Annotated in this window: 2 protein-coding genes; both read right to left on the reverse strand. The window is 76.5% G+C overall.

Features of this window, described 5'->3' with window-relative positions; all coding sequences use genetic code 11:
- Positions 1 to 13 precede the first annotated feature (13 nt).
- Entirely contained in the window at positions 14 to 13,534 is a 13,521-nt protein-coding gene (locus tag ACQP1P_RS26230) for a type I polyketide synthase (protein WP_433073799.1), read from the reverse strand.
- Complete coding sequence (locus ACQP1P_RS26235; protein ID WP_433073802.1) at positions 13,531 to 24,249, reverse strand: type I polyketide synthase; 10,719 nt, start codon at positions 24,247 to 24,249, stop codon at positions 13,531 to 13,533. The genes ACQP1P_RS26230 and ACQP1P_RS26235 overlap by 4 nt, the downstream gene beginning before the upstream one ends.
- Positions 24,250 to 24,268: the final 19 nt, after the last annotated feature.

A 24,268-nucleotide genomic window follows, 5' to 3' on the forward strand; every position in this document is an offset into this window, starting at 1 on the left:
CTCGCGATGGCCATCACGACACCCCCAGCTCGCGGTCGATGAAGTCGAACAGCTCGTCCGGGGTCGCCGACTCGATCCGCTCGGTGACCGTCCCGTCCGCGGCGCCGTCCTCGGCGTTGACGGTGGCGAGCAGCGCGTGCAGCCGCTCGGCGATCCGGGCCCGGGCGCTGCGGTCGGGCGCGGCCCGGGTCAGCGTGGCCTCGAGCCGGTCCAGGTCGCCGAAGACCGGGTTGTCGACCGCCACGGCACCGTCGAGGACGAGGGCCCGCACGTAGTCGGCCAGCAGGACGCAGTTGGGGTAGTCGAACACGACGGTCGCCGGCAGCCGGACCCCGGCCGCGGCGATCAGCCGGTTGCGCAGCTCGACGCCGGTGAGGGAGTCGAAGCCGAAGTCGCGGAAGGGCCGCTCGACCTCGATCGCCTCGGGCGAGGCGTGGCCCAGGACCGCGGCGGCGTGCCCGCGCACCAGGTCGACGACGGCCTGCTCCTGCTCGGCGGGGGCGAGGCCGGCGAGCCGGGCACCGAGCGCCGGACCGCCGGCGGTGTCCCCGGCCGGGTCGGCGAGGGCCTGGCGGGCCTGCGGGGCGATCCGGCCGAGCAGCGGGCACGGGCGCACGGCGACGAGGCCGGGCACGAACCGCTCCCAGTCGATGTCCGCGACCACCGTGACGGGCTCGCCGCGGCCGATGCTCTGGCGCAGGGCGGCCAGGGCCCGCTCGGCCGGCAGCCCGGTGACGCCGCTGCGCCTGCGGCGCTCCTCGACGACGGGGTCGCCCGCGGCCATGCCGCCGACGGCCCAGGGACCCCAGGCGACGGCGGTCGCGGGGAGGCCGCGGCGGTGCCGGCGCTCGGCGAGCGCGTCGAGGAAGGCGTTGGCCGCGGCGTAGCTGCCCTGGCCGGCGCTGCCGATCTCGGCGGCCATCGCGGAGAACAGGACGAACGCGCTGAGGTCGTGGTCGCGGGTGAGCTCGTCGAGGTTGAGCGCGCCGACGGTCTTGGGCCGCAGCACGGCGCTGACGCGTTCGGCGGTGAGCCGGTCGAGGACCCCGTCGTCGAGGACGCCGGCCGCGTGGAAGACGGCGGTGAGGGGCAGCTCGGCCGGGACGGCGGCGAGCACGGCGGCGAGCGCGTCACGGTCGGCGACGTCGGCCGCGGCGACGGTGACCCGGGCGCCGAGGGCCTCCAGGCGTTCGGTGAGGGCGGCCGCGCCGGGCGCGTCGGGTCCCCGGCGGCTGAGCAGCAGCAGGTGTTCGGCGCCGCGCTCGGCGAGCCAGCCGGCCAGCTCGGCGCCGAGCGCGCCGGTGCCGCCGGTGACCAGGACCGTGCCGCGGAACTCGGGCTCCGCGTCGGCGTCGGGCTCGACGGCCGGGGCCCGCACGAGCCGGCGGCCGAGCAGTCCGCCGCCGTCGATGGTGAGCTGGTCCTCGCCGTGCGCGCCGGTGAGCGCGGCCCACACCAGGTCCCAGCCGCGGTCGTCCATCGTGGCCGGCAGGTCGATCAGGCCGCCCCAGCGCTCGGGGTGTTCGAGGGCGACGACCCGGCCGAGGCCCCAGATCGCGGCCTGCTCCGGGTCCGTCCCGGCGCCGCGGGTGAGGCACCACAGGGGGGCCGCGACGCCGGCCGCGCCGAGGGTCTGCACGAGCGCGAGGGTCGTGGTGAGCGAGTCCGCCACGTGCAGGACGCCGTCGAAGACCACGTCGGCCGGGATGTCCGAGCCGGGGCTGAGCACGTGGGTCCGGGCGCCGCGGCGCTCGAGCTGCCCGGCCAGGCCGTCGTCCGGGCCGGCGGCGACGATCAGCCACGTCGACGGGCCGGTGGCCGGCTCGGGGCGCGGGATCGGGTCCCAGGCGATGCGGTACGCGAGGCCGTCGGTCACGGCGCGGGCCTCCCGGCGGCGGCGCCAGTCGGCGATTGCGGCGAGGTCCGCACGCTCGACGGCGGCCCAGAAGTCGGCGTCGAGGCCGTCGGCCGCGGCCGGTTGCTGCGGGGCCGGGGTGGGCCAGAAGCGTTGCTGCTGGAAGGCGTACGTCGGCAGGTCCACGGTCGCCGTGTGCGGCAGGACGGTGTCGAGGGTGACGGGGTGCCCGAGCGTCCAGGCCTTCGCGAGGTTGGACAGCAGGCGGGTGGGCTGGTCGGCGTCGCGGCGCAGGGTGTCCAGGACGTGAGCGTCGTCGACGATCTGCGTGAGCGCCATCGTCAGCACCGGGTGCGCGGAGACCTCCACGAACGTCCGGTGCCCGGACTCCAGCGCGGTCCGCACCGCCGCCTCGAACTCGACCCGCTGGCGCAGGTTGTCCATCCAGTACTCGGCGGACATCGTCGCCCCGGCCACCGTCGAGATCATCGGCGTGTGCCCGGGCCGGACGGTGATGCCGTCGAGCCCGGCGAGCACCTGCTCACGGACCTGCTCGACGCTCGGGTGGTGCGAGGCGTAGTCGACCGGGATCAGCCTGGCGCCCTCGACGCGGTCCACGAGGCGCTGCACCGCATCCGGCGCTCCGGCCACCACCAGCGTCCGGGGGCCGTTGACCGCCGCGACCACCACATCGTCCGGCACCTCGTCCACCGTCAGCGGGACGGAGGCCATCGTGCCGGTGCCCTTCAGCGCCTTCAACGCCCGCGCCCGCACCGCGACCACCCGGGCGGCGTCATCCAGCGACAGGATCCCGGCCACGTGCGCCGCCGCGATCTCGCCCTGCGAGTGACCGATCACCGCATGCGGCCTCACCCCCGCGTGCTCCCAGACCCGGGCCAGGGCCACCCCGACCGCGAACAACACCGGCTGCACGACCTCGACCCGGTCCAGCCAGTCCGTGTCATCACCGGTCAGCAGACCCGCGATATCCACATCCAGCCACGGCGCCAACGCCAGCTGGCACTCCACGATCGCGTCGGCAAAGACCGGACACGAGGAGAACAACCCCGCCGCCATGCCCGCCGACTGGCTGCCCTGACCCGGGAACACCCACACCATCCGCCCGCCGTCGCCGGCCGCGACGCTCAGCTCGTCCAGCCCGGCGAGGAGCGCTTCGGTGGTCCGGCCCACGGCGGCCGCCCGGTGCTCGAAGGCCGACCGCGTCGACGCGAGCGACCAGGCGATCCGGTCGGCGGGGAGCCCGGGGTTGGCGCGGACGAACCGGGCCAGCCGCGCGGCCTGGGCGCGCGCCGCGGCCGCCGTCCGGCCCGACACCGGCCAGATCACGGCGCCGGTCACGAGGCCGTCAGCCGGCGGTGCTTCGGCGGCCGGCTCCTCGGGCATGGCCAGGATGACGTGGGCGTTGGTGCCGCTGATGCCGAAGGACGACACCCCGGCGCGGCGCGGCCGATCGGTCGCCGGCCACGGACGGGCCTCCGTCGCCAGCTCGACCGCGCCGGCCGTCCAGTCCACGTGCGGGGTCGGGGCGTCGACGTGCAGGGTCGCCGGTACGACGCCCGCCTGCATGGCGAGCACCATCTTGATCACGCCCGCGACGCCCGCGGCCGCCTGGGTGTGGCCGATGTTCGACTTCACCGAGCCGAGCAGCACCGGGGTGTCGCGGTCCTGGCCGTACGTGGCCAGGAGCGCCTGGGCCTCGATCGGGTCGCCGAGCGTGGTGCCGGTGCCGTGGGCCTCGATCACGTCGACGTCGGCGGGGGCGAGCCCGGCGTCGGCGAGGGCCTGGCGGATGACCCGCTGCTGCGACGGCCCGTTCGGGGCCGTGAGCCCGTTGGAGGCGCCGTCCTGGTTGACCGCGCTGCCGGCGACGAGCGCGAGGACGCGGTGGCCGTTGCGGCGGGCGTCGGCCAGGCGCTCCACGAGCAGGACGCCGACGCCCTCCCCCCAGCCGGTGCCGTCGGCGGAGGCCGCGAACGCCCGGCAGAGCCCGTCGGGCGACAGGCCGCGCTGGCGGGAGAACTCCACCAGCAGGCCCGGCGTGGCCATGATGGTCACGCCCCCCGCGAGGGCCAGGTCACACTCGCCCCGCCGCAGGGACTGCACCGCGAGGTGCAGGGCCACCAGCGACGATGAGCACGCTGTGTCCACGGACACGGCCGGTCCCTCCAACCCCAACGCGTACGCCACCCGCCCGGACACCACCGACGCTGCATTGCCCGTGCCCGCAAAACCACCCGTGTCGTCCACGGCTCCCATCAACAGAGCCCCGTAATCCTGACCATTGGTCCCCACAAAGACCCCAACCGGCGCACCACGCAACCCCTGAGGATCCACCCCGGCCCGCTCCACCGCCTCCCACGACGCCTCCAGCAACAACCGCTGCTGCGGGTCCATCGCCAGCGCCTCGCGGGGGCTGATGCCGAAGAACCCGGCGTCGAACTCGCCGGCGTCGTAGACGAACGCGCCGGAGCGCACGTAGGAGGTGCCGGCGCGGCCCGGGTCGGGGTCGTAGAGGCCGTCGATGTCCCAGCCGCGGTCGGTGGGCAGGGTGGAGACGGCGTCGCGGCCGGCCGCGAGCATCCGCCAGAACTCCTCGGGGGTGTCGCTGCCGCCGGGGAAGCGGCAGCTCATGGCGACGATCGCGATCGGCTCCTCGGAGCCATCGGAGACCCCGGTGGGCCGGGCGGCGGTCGCCGTGGCGCCGCCGAGCTCCTCGTCGAGGTGGCGGGCCAGGGCGGTCGGGGTCGGGTAGTCGAACACGAGGGTGACGGGCAGCCGCAGCCCGGTCGCGGTGGCGAGCCGGTTGCGCAGGTCGACGGCGGTGACGGAGTCGAAGCCGAGGTCGCGGAAGGCGTGGCCGGGCACCACGTCGTCGGGGGCCGGGTAGTTGAGCACGGCGGCGGCCTGGGCCCGGACCAGGGCGAGCAGGGTGGCGTGGCGCTCGGCGGCGGCGAGGCCGGCGAGGCGGGTGCCGAGCGGGGAGCCGTCGGCCGTCCCGGTCGCGGTGGCCGGGCCGGCCGCGGCCTCGATCGCGCGGAGCCGCTGGACGTCGGGGACCTCGGCGATGAGCGGGCTGGGGCGGGTCGCGGTGAAGGCGACGAGGTACCGCTCCCAGGAGATGTTCGCGATCGTCAGGAACGCCTCGTCGTGGTCGAGGGCCTGCTGGAGGGCGGCCACGGCCAGCTCGGGGGCCATCTCGGGGGCGCCGTGGCGGTCGAGGGTCCGGCCGAACTCGCCCGCCGCCATCCCGCCGCCGCCCCACGCGCCCCACGCGATCGACGTCGCGGCCAGCCCGGCCGCCCGGCGGTGCTGGGCGAGGGCGTTGAGGAAGGCGTTGCCGGGCGCGTAGTTGGCGACCCCGGAGGCCCCGGCGGTGCCGGCCAGGGACGAGAAGAGGATGAACGCGGACAGGTCCCGGTCGCGGGTCAGCTCGTGCAGGTTGAGCGCGGCCCTGGCCTTCGCGGCGAGCGCGCGGTCGAGCTGGTCGACGGTGAGCGAGTTGATCACGGAGTCGTCCAGCACCGCGGCGGTGTGCACGACGGTGGTCAGCGGGTGCTCGGCGGGGATGGCGGCGATGACGGCGGCGAGCGCGTCGCGGTCGGCGGCGTCGCAGGCCGCGATGGTGACGCGGGCGCCGAGCGCGTTGAGCTCCGCCTCCAGCCCGTCGACGTCGATGGCGTCGCGGCCGCGGCGGCTGACGAGCACGAGGTGCTCGGCCCCGTTGTGCGCGAGCCAGCGGGCCATGTGCCGGCCGAGGGCGCCGGTGCCGCCGGTGACCAGCGCCGTGCCGGTCGGCCGCCAGGTCCGGGCCGGGGCGGCGCCGGCGAGCGGGGCGCGCAGGAGCCGCCGGCCGAGCACGCCGGCGGCGCGGATCGCGGTCTGGTCCTCGCCGGTCGCGCCGGCCAGCAGGGCGCAGAGCCGCCGGCCGGTCTGGCCGTCGAAGGTCTCGGGGAGGTCGACGAGCCCGCCCCAGCGCTCGGGGTGCTCCAGCGCCGCGACCCGGCCGAAGCCCCAGACGATCGACTGCAGCGGGTGCGGCAGGAGGTCGGTCTCGCCGGTGCGGACGGCGCCGCGGGTGGCGCACCACAGCGGCGCGCGGAGCCCGGCGTCGCCGAGGGCCTGGACGAGGGCGACGGTCGCGGCGAACCCGCCGGGCACGGCGGCGTGGCCGGCGTGCGGGCGCTCGTCGAGGGCGAGCAGGGACAGGATGCCCGCGATCGGCTCGCCGCCGGTGGCGTCGGACACGATGGCGGCCAGGGCGTCGCGGCCGGTCTGGTCCGGCCGGATCAGCACCGGCAGGGCGTCGGCACCGGCGAGCTCCAGGGCGTCGACGCACTCGGCGGCGGCGTCCATCGCGACGCCGGCCGGGGTGAGGATCAGCCAGACACCGTCGAGGGTGCTCGCGGACGGCAGCGGGACCGGGCGCCAGGCGTCGCGGTACCGCCACGAGTCGATCTCGGCCCCGCTGCGCCGCTCGCGCCGCCAGGACGACAGCGCCGGCACCACGACGTCGAGCGAGGAGCGGGTGTGCTCGCCGAGCTGGGCGACGAGCTCCCCGACGTCGGCGCGGTCGACGGCGGCCCAGAACGGGTCGTCGGCCGGGCTCGGCGCCGCGTCCGCCGCGGGCTGCGCGGACGGCCAGTAGAGCCGGCGCTGGAACGGGTACGTGGGCAGGTCGACGCGGCGCGGATGGTGCCCGGCGAACGCGGGCCGCCAGTCGACGCGGGCCCCGCCGACGTGGGCCTCGGCGAGCGAGGTGAGGAACCGGTCGAGGCCGCCGTTGTCGCGGCGCAGGGTGCCGAGCACCGCGGCGGGCGGGGCCGAGGAGTCGGCGGCCCGCACGTCGTCGACGGTCTGCTGGACGGCCAGGGTGAGCACCGGGTGCGGACTCACCTCGGCGAACACCCCGAAGCCCTCGGCGAGCAGGCCGCGGACGGCGTCCTCGAAGCGGACGGTCCGGCGCAGGTTGCGAAACCAGTAGGCGGCGTCGAGGGTCGTCGTGTCGGCCCAGCCGGGTTCGACGGTGGAGTAGAACGGGATCTCGGCCGGGCGCGGCTCGACCCCGGCCAGCTGCTCGGCGAGCCGGGCCTCGATCCGGTCGACCTGGGCCGAGTGCGACGCGTAGTCCACGGCGATACGCCGGACCCGCACGCCGCGGGCCTCGTAGGCGGCGACGAGCTCGTCGAGCGCGGCGGTGGCGCCGGAGACGACGACCGAGGCGGGGCCGTTGACGGCGGCGAGCGCGACCTCGCCGGGCCAGCCGGCGATCGTCGTCTCCGCCTCGGCGGCCGGGGTGGCGACGGAGACCATGCCGCCGAGGCCGGCGAGCTCGAGGATGGTACGGCTGCGCAGCGCGACGATCCGCGCGGCGTCCTGGAGGCCCAGCGCGCCCGCGACGCAGGCGGCCGCGATCTCGCCCTGGGAGTGCCCGACGACGGCGGCGGGCTCGACGCCGTAGGAGCGCCAGAGGGCGGCGAGGGAGACGCCGACGGAGAACAGCACCGGCTGGACGACGTCGACCCGCTCCAGCGGCGGGGCGCCCTCGACGCCGTGGATCACGTCGAGCAGGGACCAGGAGATGTGCGGGGCCAGGGCCGCGGCGCACTCGTGCAGCCGCTCGGCGAAGACCGGCGCGGTCGCGAGGAGCTCGGCGGCCATGCCGGCCCACTGGGCGCCCTGGCCGGGAAAGACGAAGGCGACCTTGGCCGGGCCGGCCACGCCGCGCACGGCGTTCGCGGTCTGCTCGCCGGCGGCGACGGCCCGCAGCGCGGCGACGTGCTCGGCGGCGGTCCGGCCGAGGGTGACGGCCCGGTGCTCGTGTCCGGCCCGGGTCGTCACGAGGGAGCTGCCGATGTCGGCCGGGTCGGCGGTCCCGGCCCGGTCCGCCAGCGCCGCGGCGGCGGCCCGCAGCGCCTCGTCGGTCTTGGCGCTGACGACCCAGGGCAGCGTCGTCGCCTCGCCGCCGGGCCGCGGCGCCACCGGCTGGTCGGGCGCCTGCTCGAGGATCGTGTGCACGTTGGTGCCGCTGATGCCGAACGACGACACCGCGGCGCGGCGGGGCCGGTCGACGGCGGGCCAGTCGCGGCGCTCGGTGAGCAGCTCGACGGCGCCCGCGGACCAGTCGATGTGGGTGGAGGGGCGGTCGACGTGCAGGGTCGGCGGGAGCACCCCGTGGCGCAGCGCCATCACCATCTTGATGACCCCGGCGACGCCGGCGGCGGCCTGGGTGTGGCCGATGTTGGACTTGATCGAGCCGAGCCACAGCGGCCGGTCCCGGTCCTGGCCGTAGGTGGCCAGCAGCGCCTGGGCCTCGATCGGGTCGCCGAGCGTGGTGCCGGTGCCGTGGCCCTCGACGGCGTCGATGTCGCCGGTGGTGAGCGCGGCGTTGGCCAGCGCCTGGCGGATGACCCGCTGCTGGGCCGGGCCGTTCGGGGCCGTGAGACCGTTGGAGGCGCCGTCCTGGTTGACCGCGCTGCCCCGCACGACGGCGAGGACGGGGTTGCCGTCGCGGCGGGCGTCGCTGAGGCGCTGCAGCACCAGGACGCCGGCGCCCTCGCCCCAGCCGGTGCCGTCGGCGGCGTCGGCGAAGGCCTTGCAGCGGCCGTCGGCGGCGAGGCCGTTCTGGCGGGCGAAGCCGATGAAGATGCCCGGGGTCGCCATGACGGTGACGCCGCCGGCGAGGGCCAGGTCGCACTCGCCCTGCCGCAGGGCCTGGGCGGCCAGGTGCAGCGCGACGAGCGAGGACGAGCACGCCGTGTCGACGGTGACGGCCGGGCCGTGCAGGCCGAGGGTGTAGGCGACCCGGCCGGAGATGACGCTGGCGCTGCTGCCCGTGGACAGGAAGTTCTCGTCGGCGCCGCCGGTGGCCATGAGCAGCGAGCCGTAGTCCTGCCCGTTGGTGCCGACGAAGACGCCGGTGGAGCTGCCGCGCAGGGCGTCCGGGTTGAGGCCGGCCCGCTCGATCGCCTCCCAGCAGGTCTCCAGCAGCAGCCGCTGCTGCGGGTCCATGGCGAGTGCCTCGCGCGGGCTGATGCCGAAGAACGCCGCGTCGAACTCGCCCGCGTCGGCGACGAACCCGCCGTCGCCGGCGACGTCCCAGCCCCGGTCCGCGGGCACCGGCCCGAGCGCGTCGACGCCGTTGACGACGAGGTCCCAGAGCTGCTCGGGCGAGGCGACCCCGCCGGGCAGGCGGCAGCCGATGGACACGATCGCGATCGGCTCGTCGGTGGCGGCGCCGGCCGCGGGCCGGTCGAGCGCCGCGGTCCCGGCAGCGGTCCCGGCGGAGAGCTGGTGCAGGTGAGCGGCGAGCTCGGCGACGGTCGGGTAGTCGAAGACCACGGTGGACGACAGCGTCAGGGCGGTCGCCCGGGCGAGCCGGTTGCGCAGGTCGAGCGCGGTCAGCGAGTCGAAGCCGAGGTCCTTGAAGGGCCGGTCGGGCAGCCGGTGCCGCTCCGGGTAGCCGAGCACGTCGGCGGCCTCGGCGGCGACGAGGTCGGTGAGCTGGGCGAGGGAGCGCCCGGCGGGGACGGTGCCGACGGTGGTGTGCGGGGCCGGCGGCCCGACCGGCCCGGGGTGGACGCCGGGCAGGTCGTGCAGGAGCGGCTGCGGGCGCTGGGCCGCGAGGGAGCGGGCGAGCCGGGGCCAGTCGGCGTCGACGACGGCGAGGGCCGGGTGCGGGCCGTTGACGCGGGCGAGGGCGCGGACGGCCTCGGCGGGCGGGAGCGGCTTGAGGCCGCCGCGGGCGAGCCGGGCGGCGGTGGCGGCGTCGGCGGCCATGCCGGCCTCGGCCCAGGCGCCCCAGTCCAGGGCGGTGCCGGGCAGGCCCTGGTCGCGGCGCCAGGCGGCGAACGCGTCGGCGTAGGCGTTGCCGGCGGCGTAGTTGCCCTGCCCGGCGCTGCCCCACACGCCGGCGACGGAGGAGAAGAGCACGAACGCGGACAGGGCGCGGCCGGCGGTCAGCTCGTGCAGGTGCCGTACGGCCTCGACCTTGACGGCCAGCACGCGCCGCATCCGGTCCGCGTCGAGCCCGTCGAGGACCCCGTCGTCGAGGACGCCCGCGGTGTGCACCACCGCGTCGAGGTCTTCGATGCCGTCGAGCACCGCGGCGAGCGCGGCCCGGTCGGTGCAGTCGGCGGCGACGATGTCCACGGCCCCGAGCCGCCGCAGCTCGTCCGCGCCCGGGGCGGCGGGCCCCTGCCGGGACAGCAGCACCACGCGGGTCGCGCCGTGCTCCAGGGCCCAGCGCGCGACGTGTGCGCCCAGTGCGCCGGTACCGCCGGTGACCAGCACGGTCCCCGCCGGCGCCCAGGCGTCGGCCGGTGCCGCGGTGCGCACGAGCCGCCGCCCGTGGATGCCGGAGCGGCGCAGCGCCACCTGGTCCTCGCTCGCCCCGGCGAGCACGGCCGGGAGGTGCCGCAGGGCCAGGTCGGCGCCGGGCGCTGCGGCGGCCGGCAGGTCGACCAGGCCGCCCCACCGGTCCGGCCGCTCGACGCCGGCGACCCGGCCGAGCCCCCAGGCGAGGCTCGACAGCGGCTCGCTGATCCGCTCGCCGGCCCCGACGCTGACGGCGCCGCGGGTGACGCACCAGACGGGCGCGGTGCTGCGCTGGACGGTGTCGAGCAGCAGGGCGACGCCGGCGGAGACGCCCGGGTGCGCGGCGAGCACGGTGTCGTGCTCGGGCACGACGACGATGACCCCGGCCGCCCCGTCGAGATCGTCCCCCGCGGTGGCGACGGTGGCCCCGGCGGTCTCCAGGATGCCGGTGATGTCGGCGGTACCCCCACTCGCCGACAGCACCACCCAGCGCCCGGTGAGCCGGCCGTCCGCGGCGGGCGTCGGCAGCGGCTCCCAGCGCACCCGGTGGCACCAGCCGTCGAGGGCGCTCTCCCGGGCCCGGCTGCGCCGCCACGCCGACAGCACCGGCACGAGCGCGTCGAGCGAGCCGCGGACCTCCTCCCCCGCGCCGAGCCGCTCGACGAGGTCGGTGACGTCCTCGCGCTCGACGGCGGCCCAGAACTCGGCGTCGGCCCCGAAGACCGGCAGCTCGCCGGGCTCGGGCCAGTAGCGGGTGCGCTGGAACGGGTAGGTGGGCAGGTCCAGGTGGGTGGCGGCGGCCGCCGCGCCGGCGGCGCCGGTGACGGCGGGCCAGTCGATGTCGACGCCGGAGACGAACAGCTCGGCGACGGCCCGCAGCAGCGACTCCCGCTCGTCCCGGCCGCGGCGCAGCGTCCCGGCGACCACGGCGTCACCGGCGGGCAGGTGCGGCACGAGCACCGTGTCGGGGCCGACCTCGAGGAACGTGTTGATGCCCCGGTCCCGCAGCGTCGTGACGCCGTCGGCGAACCGGACGGTCTCGCGCACGTGCCGCACGAAGTACTCGGCGTCGAACCCGTCGATCAGCGCGCCGGTGACGTTGGAGACGATCGGGATCTTCGGCGGGTGGAACGTGACGCCGTCGAGCACCGCGCGGAACTCGTCCAGCATCGGGTCCATCAGCGCCGAGTGGAACGCGTGGGAGGTCCGCAGTCGCCGGGTCCGGTGCGGGGTCCGCAGGGCGTCGAGCGCCTCGGCCGGTCCCGACAGCACGATCGCGTCCGGCCCGTTGACGGCCGCGACGGCGACGCCCTCGGGCAGGTGCTCGACCGCGCCCGCCACCGCGAGCATCGCGCCGCCGGACGGCAGGGCCTGCATGAGCCGGGCGCGGGCGGACACGATCGCGCAGGCGTCCTCGAGCGACCAGACGCCGGCGACGTAGGCCGCGACGAGCTCGCCGATCGAGTGGCCGCCGACGACCTCCGGCTTGACGCCCCAGGCGCGCAGCTGCTCGTACAGTGCCACCTCGATCGCGAACAGGGCCGGCTGCGTGATCTGCGTGTCGTCGATCCGCTCGTCCGGCAGGTCGCCGAAGTGCGCGCGCACCTCGTCGTAGACGCGGGTGAAGACCGGATGCACGCCGTACAGCTGGGCCCCCATGCCGGCACGCTGGGCGCCCTGGCCCGAGAAGAGCACCGCGACCCGGCGGCCGGGCGCCGCGACCCCGGCGACGGCGCCGGTGAGGTCGGACGGGTCCCGCGTGACGGCGACGGCCCGGTGCTCCAGGGCCGACCGCGCCGCGATCGAGGCGCGGCTGATCTCGGCCGCGGTGACCTCCGGGTGGGCCTCGGCGAAGCGGGACCACCGCCGGGTCAGGGCCTCCAGCGCGGCGGCGCTGCGGGCCGACAGCAGCACCGGCACCGGGCCGGCCGGCGGGGCCGGCCGGTCGGTGGCCTCGGCCTCGGGGGCCTGCTCGAGGATCGTGTGCGCGTTGGTGCCGCTGACGCCGAAGGACGACACGGCGGCCCGGCGCGGGCGATCCGTCGCGGGCCACGGCCGGGCCTCGGTGAGCAGGGACACCGATCCGGCGGTCCAGTCGACGTGCGGCGTCGGCTCGTCCACGTGCAGCGTCTTCGGCAGCACCCCGTGACGCATCGCCATGACCATCTTGATGACCCCGGCCACACCCGCCGCCGCCTGCGTGTGCCCGATGTTCGACTTGACCGAACCCAGCCACAACGGACGCTCACGATCCTGCCCGTAGGTCGCCAGCAGCGCCTGCGCCTCGATCGGGTCACCGAGCGCGGTGCCGGTGCCGTGCGCCTCGACCGCGTCCACGTCGGACGGCGTGAGCCCGGCGCTGGCGAGCGCCTGGCGGATGACCCGCTGCTGGGCCGGTCCGTTCGGGGCCGTGAGCCCGTTGGAGGCGCCGTCCTGGTTGACCGCGCTGCCCCGCACGACGGCGAGGATCGGGTGGCCGAGCCGCTGCGCGTCGGAGAGCCGCTCCAGCAGCAGCAGGCCGACGCCCTCCGACCACGAGGTGCCGTCGGCGGCCGCGGCGAAGGCCTTGCAGCGGGCGTCCTGGGCGAGGCCGCGCTGGCGGGAGAAGCCGATGAAGACGTGCGGGGTCGCCATGACGGTGACGCCGCCGGCGAGGGCCAGGTCGCACTCGCGCTGCCGCAGGGCCTGCCCGGCCAGGTGCAGGGCCACGGTCGACGACGAGCACGCGGTGTCGACGGTGACGGCCGGGCCTTCGAGGCCGAGGGTGTAGGCGACGCGGCCGGAGACGACGCTGGCCGCGTTGCCGGTGAGCAGGTGGCCCTGGGCGCTCTCGCTCTGGGCGAGCACGCCGTCGTACCCCTGCGACGACGCGCCCACGAAGACGCCGGTCCGGCTGCCGCGCAGGGCCGCGGGGCTGAGCCCGGCCCGCTCGAAGGCCTCCCAGGACGTCTCCAGCAGCAGCCGCTGCTGCGGGTCCATGGCGAGCGCCTCGCGCGGGCTGATGCCGAAGAACTCGGCGTCGAAGTCGCCGGCGCCGTAGAGGAAGCCGCCCTCGCGGACGTAGCTCGTGCCGGGCTTGTCGGGGTCGGGGTCGAAGAGCGCGTCGAGGTCCCAGCCGCGGTTGCCGGGGAACTCGCCGATGCCGTCGGCGCCGTCGGCGACGAGCCGCCAGAGGTCCTCGGGGCCGGCCACGCCGCCCGGGTACCGGCAGGTCATCGCGACGATCGCCAGCGGCTCGCTGTCGCGGTCCTCCAGCTCACGCACCCGTCGCCGGCTGCGGCGCAGCTCGGCGGTGGTGCGCTTGAGGTACTCGACGTATTTCTCGTCCTCGACGGCGCCGGTCATGGTGTCTCCAGTTCGCGGTCGATCAGATCGAAGATGTTCTCGGCGGTGGCCCGGTCGAGGTCGTCGTCGTCCTCGGCGCCGGGGTCGCGGCGGTCGGTGAGCCGCGACAGCAGCGCGCCGAGCCGCTCGGTGACGGCGGTGAACCCGTCGTCCCCCGGGTCGAGGCCGGCCAGCAGCGCCTCGAGCCGGTCGAGCTGGTCCGCGGCCCGCTGCCCGGCCGTCGGGGCGGCGGTGACGAGCTGGGCCAGCAGGTGCTCGGCGAGGACGTTCGGGGTGGGGTGGTCGAACACGACGGTCGCGGCGAGCCGCAGGCCGGTCGCGGCGCCGAGCCGGTTGCGCAGCTCGACCGCGGTGAGCGAGTCGAAGCCGAGCTCCCGGAAGGCGCGGCCGGGGTCGATGCCGGCCGGGTCGGGGTGGCCGAGCACGACGGCGACGTGGGAGCAGACGAGCGCGAGCACGGCCGGGCCCCGCTGGTCGTCGGGCATCGCCTCGAGCCGTGTGCGCAGCCCGTCCGCCGCCTGCTGTGCCCCGCCCGCGGCGACCGTGCGCCGGGCCGGGCGGAACAGCCCCGACAGCAGCGGCGGCACCGGACCGGGGCCGGGCCCGGCGGCCAGGCGGGTCGGCACCAGCAGCGGCCGGCCGGAGCGCAGCGCCCGGTCGAAGAGGTCCAGCGCCTCGGCGGTGGCCAGGGCGTCGACGCCGGCCCGGGCGAGCCGGCGCACGTCCCCGGCGGCCAGGTGCCCGGTCATGCCGCTGGCCTGCTCCCAGCGGCCCCAGGCGAGCGACGTCGCCGGGTGGCCGTGCGCGCGGCGGTCGTGGGCGAGGGCGTCGAGGTAGGTGTTGGCGGCGGCGTAGTTGCCCTGGCCGGGGCCGCCGAGCACGCCCGCGGCGGCGGAGAACAGCACGAAGGCGGCCAGGTCCATCCCGCGCGTGGCGTCGTGCAGGTGACGGGCGGGGTCGGCCTTGGCGCGCAGTACCGCCGCAATGCGCTCGGCCGTCAGTGACTCGATCACGGCGTCGTCGAGGACGCCGGTCGCCACGATCACGGCGGTCAGCGGGGCGGCAGGGTCGACGCCGCAGACCAGGTCGTCCACGGCGTCGGCGTCGGCCAGGTCGGCGGCGGCCACGGTCACCTCGCAGCCGGCCGCCTTCAGCTCCGCGGCCAGGTCGACGGCGCCGTCGGCGTCGAGGCCGCGGCGGCTCGCCAGCAGCAGCCGGCGGGCGCCGTGCCGCCGGACGAGGTGCCGGGCGAGCAGCGCGCCGAGGGTGCCGGTGCCGCCGGCGACGAGGATCGTGCCGTCGGGGTCGATCGGGCGCGGGATGGTGACGGCGATCTTGCCGATCTGGCGGGCCTGGCTGAGGAAGCGGAAGGCCTCCGGGGCCTGGCGGACGTCCCAGGCGCGCACCGGCAGGGGCCGCAGCACGCCCCGCGCGAAGAGGTCCATGAGCTCGGTGAGCATCGCGCCGATGCGGTCGTAGCCGGCCTCGATGAGGTCGAAGGCGCGGTAGCGCACCCCCGGATGGTCGCGCTCGACGTCCTCCGGCGGCCGCTTGTCGGTCTTGCCGAGCTCCACGAACCGCCCGCCCTCGGCGAGCAGCCGCAGCGACGCGTCGACGAACCCGCCGGTCAGTCCGTTGAGGACGACGTCGACGCCCCGGCCGCCGGTCTGCTCGCGGAAGGTGTCCTCGAAGTCGAGGGTCCGCGACGACGCCAGCGCGATCCCGGCGGTGCGCAGCGCCGGCCACTTGCCGGGGCTGGCGGTGCCGAAGAGGTTCGCGCCGAGGTGCTTGGCGAGTTGTACGGCCGCGAGCCCGACTCCCCCGGCGGCGGAGTGGATGAGCACGGACTCGCCCGGCCGCACGTTCGCGACGTCGACGAGCCCGTAGTAGGCGGTGAGGAACGCGACCGGGACGGTGGCGGCCTCGGTGTAGGACCAGGCGGCCGGCTTGTGCGCGAGGAGCCGGGCCTCGGTGACGGCGGTCGAGGCGAACGAGCCGGAGAAGATGCCCAGCACCGGGTCGCCGGGTGCGAACCCGGTGACCTCCGCGCCGACCTCGGCGACGACACCGGCCCCTTCGTTGCCCAGCACGTGCTGGTCGGGCACCATGCCGAGGGTCAGCACGACGTCGCGCAGGTTGACGCCGGAGGCGCGCAGCTCGACCCGGACCTGGGTCGGGCCGAGCGGGGCGGCGGCCTCCGGCGCGGGCCGCACGACGAGGCTGTCGAGGCTGTTCTGCTCGCCGACGTCGAGCCGCCACGGCAGCGCGCTGGTCTCCGGCAGCACGACGGTGCCGTGGCGCCCGGCCCGGGCCAGCCGCGGGACGAGCAGCGCGCCCCGGCGGACGGCGAGCTGCGGTTCGTCGCCGCTCAGGCGGTCCTCGGCGGAGCCGTCGGTGTCGAGCAGGACGAACCGGCCGGGGTGCTCGGACTGGGCCGAGCGGACCAGGCCCCACACGGGGGCGGCGGCCAGGTCGGGCACCGCCTCCGCGCCGTCGACCGCGATCGCGCCGCGGGTGCGCAGGACCAGCCGGGCGGCGTCGAGGGCCGGCTCGGCGAGCCAGGCCTGCAGCAGCGCGGCGGTCTCGGCGGTGGTGCGCAGCGGGTCGGTCCCGGTGATGTCGGCGATGACGGCGTCGGGCGCGGGTTCGCCGGCCGCGATGGCGGCGGCGAGCTCGGGCAGGGGGCGGCGGTCGACGGTGTGCTCGGTGGCGGTGGTTTCGATCCAGTCGATCTGGTACAGCGACTCCCCGCCGGCCTCCGCAACCGCCCCGGCCCCGGCGGCGGGCCGGAACGCGAGCGAGGCCACGGCGGCGACGGGCTCGCCGTGCTGGTCGTCGACGGTCACGCGGACGGCGTCGTCGCCGGCCGGGGCGAGGCGCACCCGCAGCCGGGTGGCGCCCTGCGCGTAGAGGTCGACGCCGGCCCAGGCGAACGGCATGTACGCCCGGCCCTCGGCCTCGCCGAAGAAGCCGCCGAGCGCGGTGGCCTGCAGGGCGGCGTCGAGCAGGGCCGGGTGGATCCCGAAGCGTTCGGTGCCGGCGTCCGGGTCGGGCAGCGCGACCTCGGCGAGCAGTTCGTCGCCGTGGCGCCAGACGCGCTCGAGGCCGCGGAAGGCCGGGCCGTAGTCGAGGCCCCGTTCGGCCATCGCCGCGTACCACTCGGCGGGCTGGAACGGGATCGGCTCGGCCCCGGCGGGCGGCCAGGCCCCGGTCGCACCGCCCGGGATCGCCGGGCCGGCGGGCGCGACGAGGCCGTCGGCGTGGCGGGTCCAGGGGGCATCCGGAGCGGCATCGAGGGGCCCGTCCGGCTGGGAGTGGATGGTGACCGGCCGCAGCCCCGACTCGTCGGGGGCGCCGACGCGGACCTGGACGCGGACCGCGCCGGTCTCCGGGAGGGCGACGGGCGCGGCGAGGGTCAGCTCGGCGACCCGGTCCGCGGCGAGCCGCTCGCCCGCCCGGAGCACCAGGTCGAGCAGTGCGGTGCCGGGCACGATGACGGTGCCGCCGACGCGGTGGTCGGCGAGCCACGGCTGAGTGGTCACGCCGAGCCGCTCGGTGACGACCAGGCCGTCCTCGTCGGCGAGCCGCACGACCCCGAGCCCGTCGGAGGCGGTGTGCCGCGGTGCGGTGGTGCTGGGCCAGAACCGTTGCTCCTGGAAGGGGTACGTGGGCAGGTCCACGATCACGGTCCGCCCCAGCACCCGGTGCCAGGCGACGGGGTGCCCGAGCACCCAGGCCTTCGCGAGGTTGGCCAGCAGCCGGGTGGGCTGGTCGGCGTCGCGGCGCACGGTGTCGAGCACGTGGGCGTCGTCGACGATCTGCGCGAGGGCCATGGTGAGCACCGGGTGCGCGGAGATCTCGACGAAGGTCCGGTGCCCGGACTCCAGCGCGCCGCGGACGGTGGGCTCGAACTCGACCCGCTGGCGCAGGTTGTCCATCCAGTACTCGGCCGACATCGTCGCCCCGGCCACCGTCGAGAGCATCGGCGTGTGCCCGGGCCGGATCGTGATCCCGGCCAGATCCGCGAGCACCTGGTCCCGGACGCGCTCCACGCCCGGGTGGTGGGAGGCGTAGTCGACGGAGATGAGCTTCGCGCCCTCGACGCCGGCGACCAGGTCCTGCACGGCCTCGGTCGGCCCGGCCACGACGACCGTCCGGGGGCCGTTGACGGCGGCGACGACCACGCCCTCGGGCAGCAGCGGGGTGACGTCGTCCGCGGAGAGCGGGACCGAGGCCATCGTGCCCGTGCCCTTCAGCGCCTTCAACGCCCGCGCCCGCACCGCCACCACGCGGGCGGCGTCATCCAGCGACAGGATCCCGGCCACGTGCGCGGCGACGATCTCGCCCTGCGAGTGACCGATCACCGCATGCGGCCTCACCCCCGCGTGCAGCCAGACCCGCGACAACGCCACACCAACCGCGAACAACACCGGCTGCACGACCTCGACCCGATCCAACCAACCCGCGTCATCACCCGTCAGCAGACCCGCGATATCCACATCCAGCCACGGCGCCAACGCCAGCTGACACTCCACAATCGCGTCCGCGAACACCGGACACGAGGAGAACAACCCCGCCGCCATGCCCGCCGACTGGCTGCCCTGACCCGGGAACACCCACACCATCCGCCCGCCGTCGCCCGCGCCGGTGATCTCGGCGGGGGCCAGGAGTTCAGCGGTGGTCCGGCCCACGGTGGCCGCCCGGTGCTCGAACACCGCCCGGGTCGTCGCGAGGGACCACGCGATCCGCTCCGGGGACGCGGTGTGGGCGATGCCGGCGAGCCGGGCCGCCTGCTCCGCCACCGCCGCCGGCGAACGGCCCGAGATCGGCCAGACCACCGGCCCGATGACCAGGCCGCTCGTCTCCGAAGTCTCGCTGGGCGTCTCGTCGGGCAGGGCCAGGATCACGTGGGCGTTGGTGCCGCTGATGCCGAACGACGACACGCCGGCCCGGCGCCGCGGGGAGGCGGGCCAGGGCCGGGCCTCGGTCGCCAGCTCCACCTTCCCGGCCGACCAGTCCACGTGCGGGGTCGGGGCGTCGACGTGCAGGGTCGCCGGTACGACACCCGCCCGCATCGCCAGGACCATCTTGATGATCCCCGCGACGCCCGCGGCGGCCTGGGTGTGGCCGATGTTCGACTTGATCGAGCCGAGCAGCAGCGGCTCGCCACGATCCTGGCCGTAGGTCGCCAGCAGCGCCTGCGCCTCGATCGGATCGCCGAGGGTCGTGCCGGTGCCGTGCGCCTCGACCACGTCCACATCGGACGGCACGAGCCCCGCGTCGGCGAGCGCCTGGCGGATCACCCGCTGCTGCGACGGCCCGTTGGGGGCCGTGAGCCCGTTCGAGGCGCCGTCCTGGTTCACGGCCGAGCCGGCGACGATCGCGAGAATCGGGTGGCCGTTGCGGCGCGCGTCGGCCAGGCGCTCGACGAGCAGGATGCCGACGCCCTCGCTCCAGCCGGTGCCGTCCGCCGCGGCCGCGAACGCCTTGCAGCGGCCGTCCTCGGACAGGCCGCGCTGCCGCGAGAACTCCACGAGCAGGCCCGGGGTCGCCATGATGGTCACGCCACCCGCGAGGGCCAGGTCACACTCCCCGCGCCGCAGGGACTGGACGGCCAGGTGCAGGGCTACCAGCGACGAGGAACACGCCGTATCCACGGACACCGCCGGTCCCTCCAACCCCAACGCGTACGCCACCCGCCCGGACACCACCGACGCTGCATTGCCCGTGCCCGCAAAACCACCCGTGTCGTCCACGGCTCCCATCAACAGAGCCCCGTAATCCTGACCGTTCGTCCCCACAAAGACCCCAACCGGCGCACCACGCAACCCCTGAGGATCCACCCCGGCCCGCTCCACCGCCTCCCACGACGCCTCCAGCAACAACCGCTGCTGCGGGTCCATCGCCAGCGCCTCGCGGGGGCTGATGCCGAAGAACCCGGCGTCGAAGGCGGCGGCGCCGTCGAGGAAGCCGCCCGCGGTGGCGTAGAAGGTCCCGGGGCGCTCGGGGTCCGGGTCGTAGAGCCGGCCGAGGTCCCAGCCGCGGTCAGTCGGGAAGTCGGACATGACGTCGACGCCGCCGTCGACGACGCGCCAGAGGTCCTCGGGGCTCGTCACGCCGCCGGGGTACCGGCAGCTCATCGCGACGATGGCGATCTCCTCGCCGAGCCCGCCGGCCGGGCCGGTGACCGCCGCGGGCCCCTGCGCCTCGCCGGGGAGCAGCACGGTGAGGAGGTGGTCGGCGAGCGCGCGCGGCGTCGGGTAGTCGAACACGAGCGTGGTCGCCAGCCGCAGCCCGACGGCGGCCGACAGGCGGTTGCGCAGCTCGACCGCGGTGAGCGAGTCGAAGCCGCAGTCGCGGAACGTGCCCGTCTCGGGCAGCTCGGCGGCGTCGGCGTGGCCGAGGACGGCGGCCGCCAGGTCCCGCACGAGCGTGGTGAGCACGTCGAGGCGGGCGGCGGTGTCGAGGCCCGCCAGCTCGGCGCGCAGCGAGACGGCCTCCTCGGCGAGGTCGGCGCCGGTCGGGTCGCCGGCGTCCATGGCGCGGGCCGCCTCCGCGACGCCGCGCAGCAGCGGCCGGGGGCGGGTGGCGGCGAACGTCGGGGCGAAGCGGCGCCAGTCGACGTCGGCGATGGTGACGCAGGCGTCGCCGTGCTCGACCGCCTGGCGCAGCGCGGCGATGGCGAGGGCCGGGTCGAGGGCGGGCACGCCGCGGCGGCGCAGCTGCTCCTCGGTGGTGTCGCCGTCCGAGCCGGACTCGGCGGCCATGCCGCCGGTCGCCCACGGGCCCCAGGCGATCGCGGTGCCCGGCTTCCCGGCGCGGCGCCGCTGTTCGACGAGGGCGTCGAGGTGGGCGTTGGCGGCGGCGTACGCGGACTGCCCGGCGCTGCCCCAGGTGCCGGCGATGGACGAGTACACGATGAAGGCGTCGAGCTCGCGCTCGGCGAAGACGCGGGCGAGGTTGGTGGCGCCGCCGGCCTTGCCCGCGGCCACGGCGGCGAACTCCTCCGCGGTGACGTCGGCGAGCGGCGTGGTCTGCGATCGGCCGGCGGTGTGGACGACGGCGGTGATGCGGTCGCCGCCGGCCTCCACGTCCTCGACGAGCGCGGCGAGCGCCCGGGCGTCGGCGACGTCGACGGCGGCGACGGTGACGCGCACGCCGAGGTCGCGCAGCTCGGCCGCGTGCTGCTCGGCGCCGGGCGTGTCCAGGCCGCGCCGGCCGAGCAGGACCAGATGGGCGGCGCCCTCGGCGGCGAGCCAGCGGCCGAGGTGCCGGCCCAGGGCCCCGAGGCCGCCGGTGATCAGGACGGTCCCGGACGGGGTCCAGGGGCGGGCCGCGGGGTTCCCGCCGATCTCGGCGCGGACGAGCCGGCGCGCGAAGACCCCGGCGGGGCGGATCGCGACCTGGTCCTCGTCGCAGCCGCCGGCCAGGACGGCGCGGAGCTTGGCCCGGGTGTCCGCGTCCACGGTGGGCGGCAGGTCGATCAGGCCGCCCCAGCGCTGCGGCGCCTCGAGGCCCACGACCCGCCCGAGGCCCCAGGTGGCGGCCTGCGCCGGGTCGAGGTCGCGGTCGTACGGCCCGGCCGCCACCGCGCCCCGGGTGACGAACCAGAGCCGCGCCTCGCCGGGCGTCTGGCTCAGCGCGAGGTTGGCGAGCAGCCCGCCGGCCCCGTCGCCTTCCGGGTCGAGCGCGAGCAGCGACACGATGCCCCGGACCGGCTCACCGTCCGCGGCCGCGTCGACGGAGGGCACGATCTCGACGTCGGCTCCCCCGTCGCGCAGGGCGGCGGCGACCTCGGCACCGTCAGTGCCGGGCGGGACGACCACGAGCCACCGGCCGGCGAGATCGGTCGCGGCGGGGTTCGCGATCGGCGTCCAGCTGATCTTGTACCGCCACGAGTCGATCAGCGACCGGTCCCGCTGCCGCCGCCGCCACGAGGAGAGCAGCGGCACGACCACGCGCAGCGACTCCTCGGCGGCCTCGTCGGCGTGCAGGGTCGCGGCGAGGCCGGCGAGCTCCTCGCGCTCGACGGCGGACCAGAAGCGGGCGTCCGCGGCGCTGGGCCGGTCGGCGGGTTCGGCGGTGCCGGGCTCGGGCCAGTACCGCTGCTCCTGGAACGGGTACGTGGGCAGGTCGACGCCCCGCCCGGCGCCCCCGAGCACCGCGGCCCAGTCGACGTCGACGCCGGCCACGAACAGCCCGCCGACGGCCCGCAGCAGCGACTCCCGCTCGTCCCGGTCGCGCCGCAGCGTGCCGACCACGACGGCGTCATCGGCCGGCAGGTGCGGCACGAGCACCGAGTCGGGCCCGACCTCCAGGAACGTGTCGACACCCTCGGCGCGCATGGCGGCCACGTTGTCGGCGAACAACACCGTGCCCCGCACGTGCCGCACCCAGTAGTCGGCATCGAACTCGCTGATGAGTCCACCGGTGACATTGGAGACGATGGGAATCTGCGGCGGGTTGAACGTGACGGTGTCGAGGACCGCGCGGAACTCGGCCAGCATCGGCTCCATCAACGCCGAGTGGAACGCATGCGACACCCGCAGCCGACTCGTCCGAACCCCGGGGAATTCGGGCAGCAACTCCGCCGGACCCGACAACACCCACGCGTTCGGCCCGTTGATCGCCGCGACCGACACACCCTCGGGCACGTCCTCGACCGGAGCCCCGACCGCGAGCATCCCGCCACCCGGCGGGAGGGCCTGCATCAGCCGGGCCCGGGCCGCGACCACCTTGCACGCGTCTTCCAGCGACCACACCCCGGCCACGTACGCCGCGACCAGCTCACCGATCGAATGACCGCCAACCACCGACGGCTGCAGACCCCACGCCTTCAACTGCTCGTAGAGGGCCACCTCGATCGCGAACAGCGCCGGCTGGGTGATCTCCGTGTCGTCGATCCGCTCGTCCGGCAGCTCGCCGAAGTGGGACCGGACCTCGGCGTACACCCGGTTGAACACCGGGAAGTCGAGACCTGCGCCCATCCCCGCGCGCTGGGCACCCTGGCCCGAGAACAGCACACCGACCCGGCGGCCGAGCGTCGCGACGCCGGACACCGCGCCGCCGGACAGGTCGCCCAGGCGCTCGACCAGCTCCTCACGGCGCTCGGCCAGGACCACGGCCCGGTGCTCGAGCACCGACCGCGACGCGATCGACGCCCAGGCGACATCGCCGGGCTCGGCCTCGGGGTGCGCCGCCAGCCAGCGCGACCAGCTCCCCGCGACGGCGGCGAGCGCGGCGGCGCTGCGGCCCGAGACGAGCACGGGCACGAGGCCGCCGGCCGGGCGCGCGTCCGGCGCCGGCTCCCCCTCGGGCCGCGGTTCGGGCTGTTCCAGGATGACGTGCGTGTTGGTGCCGCTCATGCCGAACGACGACACCGCGGCCCGGCGCGGGCGGTCCACGGCCGGCCACGGCCGCGCCTCGGTCAGCAGCGAGACCGCCCCGGCCGCCCAGTCGACGTGCGGGGTCGGCTCGTCGACGTGCAGGGTCTTCGGCAGCACACCGTGGCGCATCGCCATGACCATCTTGATGACCCCGGCGACGCCCGCGGCGGCCTGGCTGTGGCCGATGTTCGACTTGATGGAGCCGAGCCAGAGCGGCGCGTCGGCGGGGCGCTCCTGGCCGTAGGTGGCCAGCAGCGCCTGGGCCTCGATCGGGTCGCCGAGCGTGGTGCCGGTGCCGTGGGCCTCGACGGCGTCGACCTCGTCCGGGGTGAGCCGGGCGGTGGCGAGAGCCTGGCGGATGACCCGCTGCTGCGACGGGCCGTTCGGGGCCGTGAGCCCGTTGCTGGCGCCGTCCTGGTTCACCGCCGAGCCTCGGATGACGCCGAGGACCCGGTGGCCGAGCCGTCGGGCGTCGGCGAGGCGTTCCAGGACGAGCACGCCGACGCCCTCGGACCAGCCGGTGCCGTCGGCGGCAGCGGCGAAGGACTTGCAGCGGCCGTCGGCGGCGAGGCCGCGCTGGTAGGAGAACTCGACGAACGCGCCCGGGGTGGCCATCACGGTCGCGCCGCCGGCCAGGGCGAGGGTGCACTCGCGCTCGCGCAGGGCCTGACAGGCCAGGTGGATGGCGACGGTGGACGAGGAGCAGGCGGTGTCGACGGTCACGGCGGGGCCTTCGAGGCCGAAGGTGTACGCCAGCCGGCCGGAGACGACGCTGGCCGCGGTGCCGGTGAGCAGGTAGCCCTCGACGCCGGCCGCCGCCTGCTGCAGCAGTGCGGTGTAGTCCTGGCCGGAGGTGCCGATGAAGACGCCGGAGCGGCTGCCGCGCAGCGACAGCGGCGCGATCCCGGAGCGTTCCAGGGCTTCCCAGGCGACCTCGAGCAGCAGCCGCTGCTGCGGGTCCATCGCCGTCGCCTCGCGCGGGGAGACGCCGAACAGTGCCGCGTCGAACCCGCCGGGCGCGTCGAGGAAGCCGCCGAGCGGGGCGTAGCCGGCGTCGAGGCCGTACCCGGTGCCGGAGCCGCTGCTCTGGCCGGGCCGGGCGTCCCAGCCGCGGTCGGCGGGGAAGCCGGAGATGGCGTCGCGGCCGGTGGCGACGAGCTCCCACAGGTCCTCGGGGCTGGTCACGCCGCCCGGGTACCGGCAGCCCATGCCGACGATCGCGACGGGGTCCAGCTCGGGCTCGGAGAGGTCCCGCAGCCGCTGGCGGGTCTGCTGCAGCTCGGCGATGACCCGCGCGAGGTACTCGCGGAGCTTCTCCTCATCCGCCATCAGTCTGCCCTTCTTTTCA

Origin of the sequence: Dactylosporangium sp. CA-052675 (assembly GCF_050947935.1) — a bacterium.
Taxonomy (GTDB): domain Bacteria; phylum Actinomycetota; class Actinomycetes; order Mycobacteriales; family Micromonosporaceae; genus Dactylosporangium.

What these genes read in the sequence shown, in the direction of transcription:
- ACQP1P_RS26230 (WP_433073799.1), bottom strand. Translation starts at nt 13,534, where the DNA reads ATGACCGGCGCCGTCGAGGACGAGAAATACGTCGAGTACCTCAAGCGC.
- ACQP1P_RS26235 (WP_433073802.1), bottom strand. Translation starts at nt 24,249, where the DNA reads ATGGCGGATGAGGAGAAGCTCCGCGAGTACCTCGCGCGGGTCATCGCC.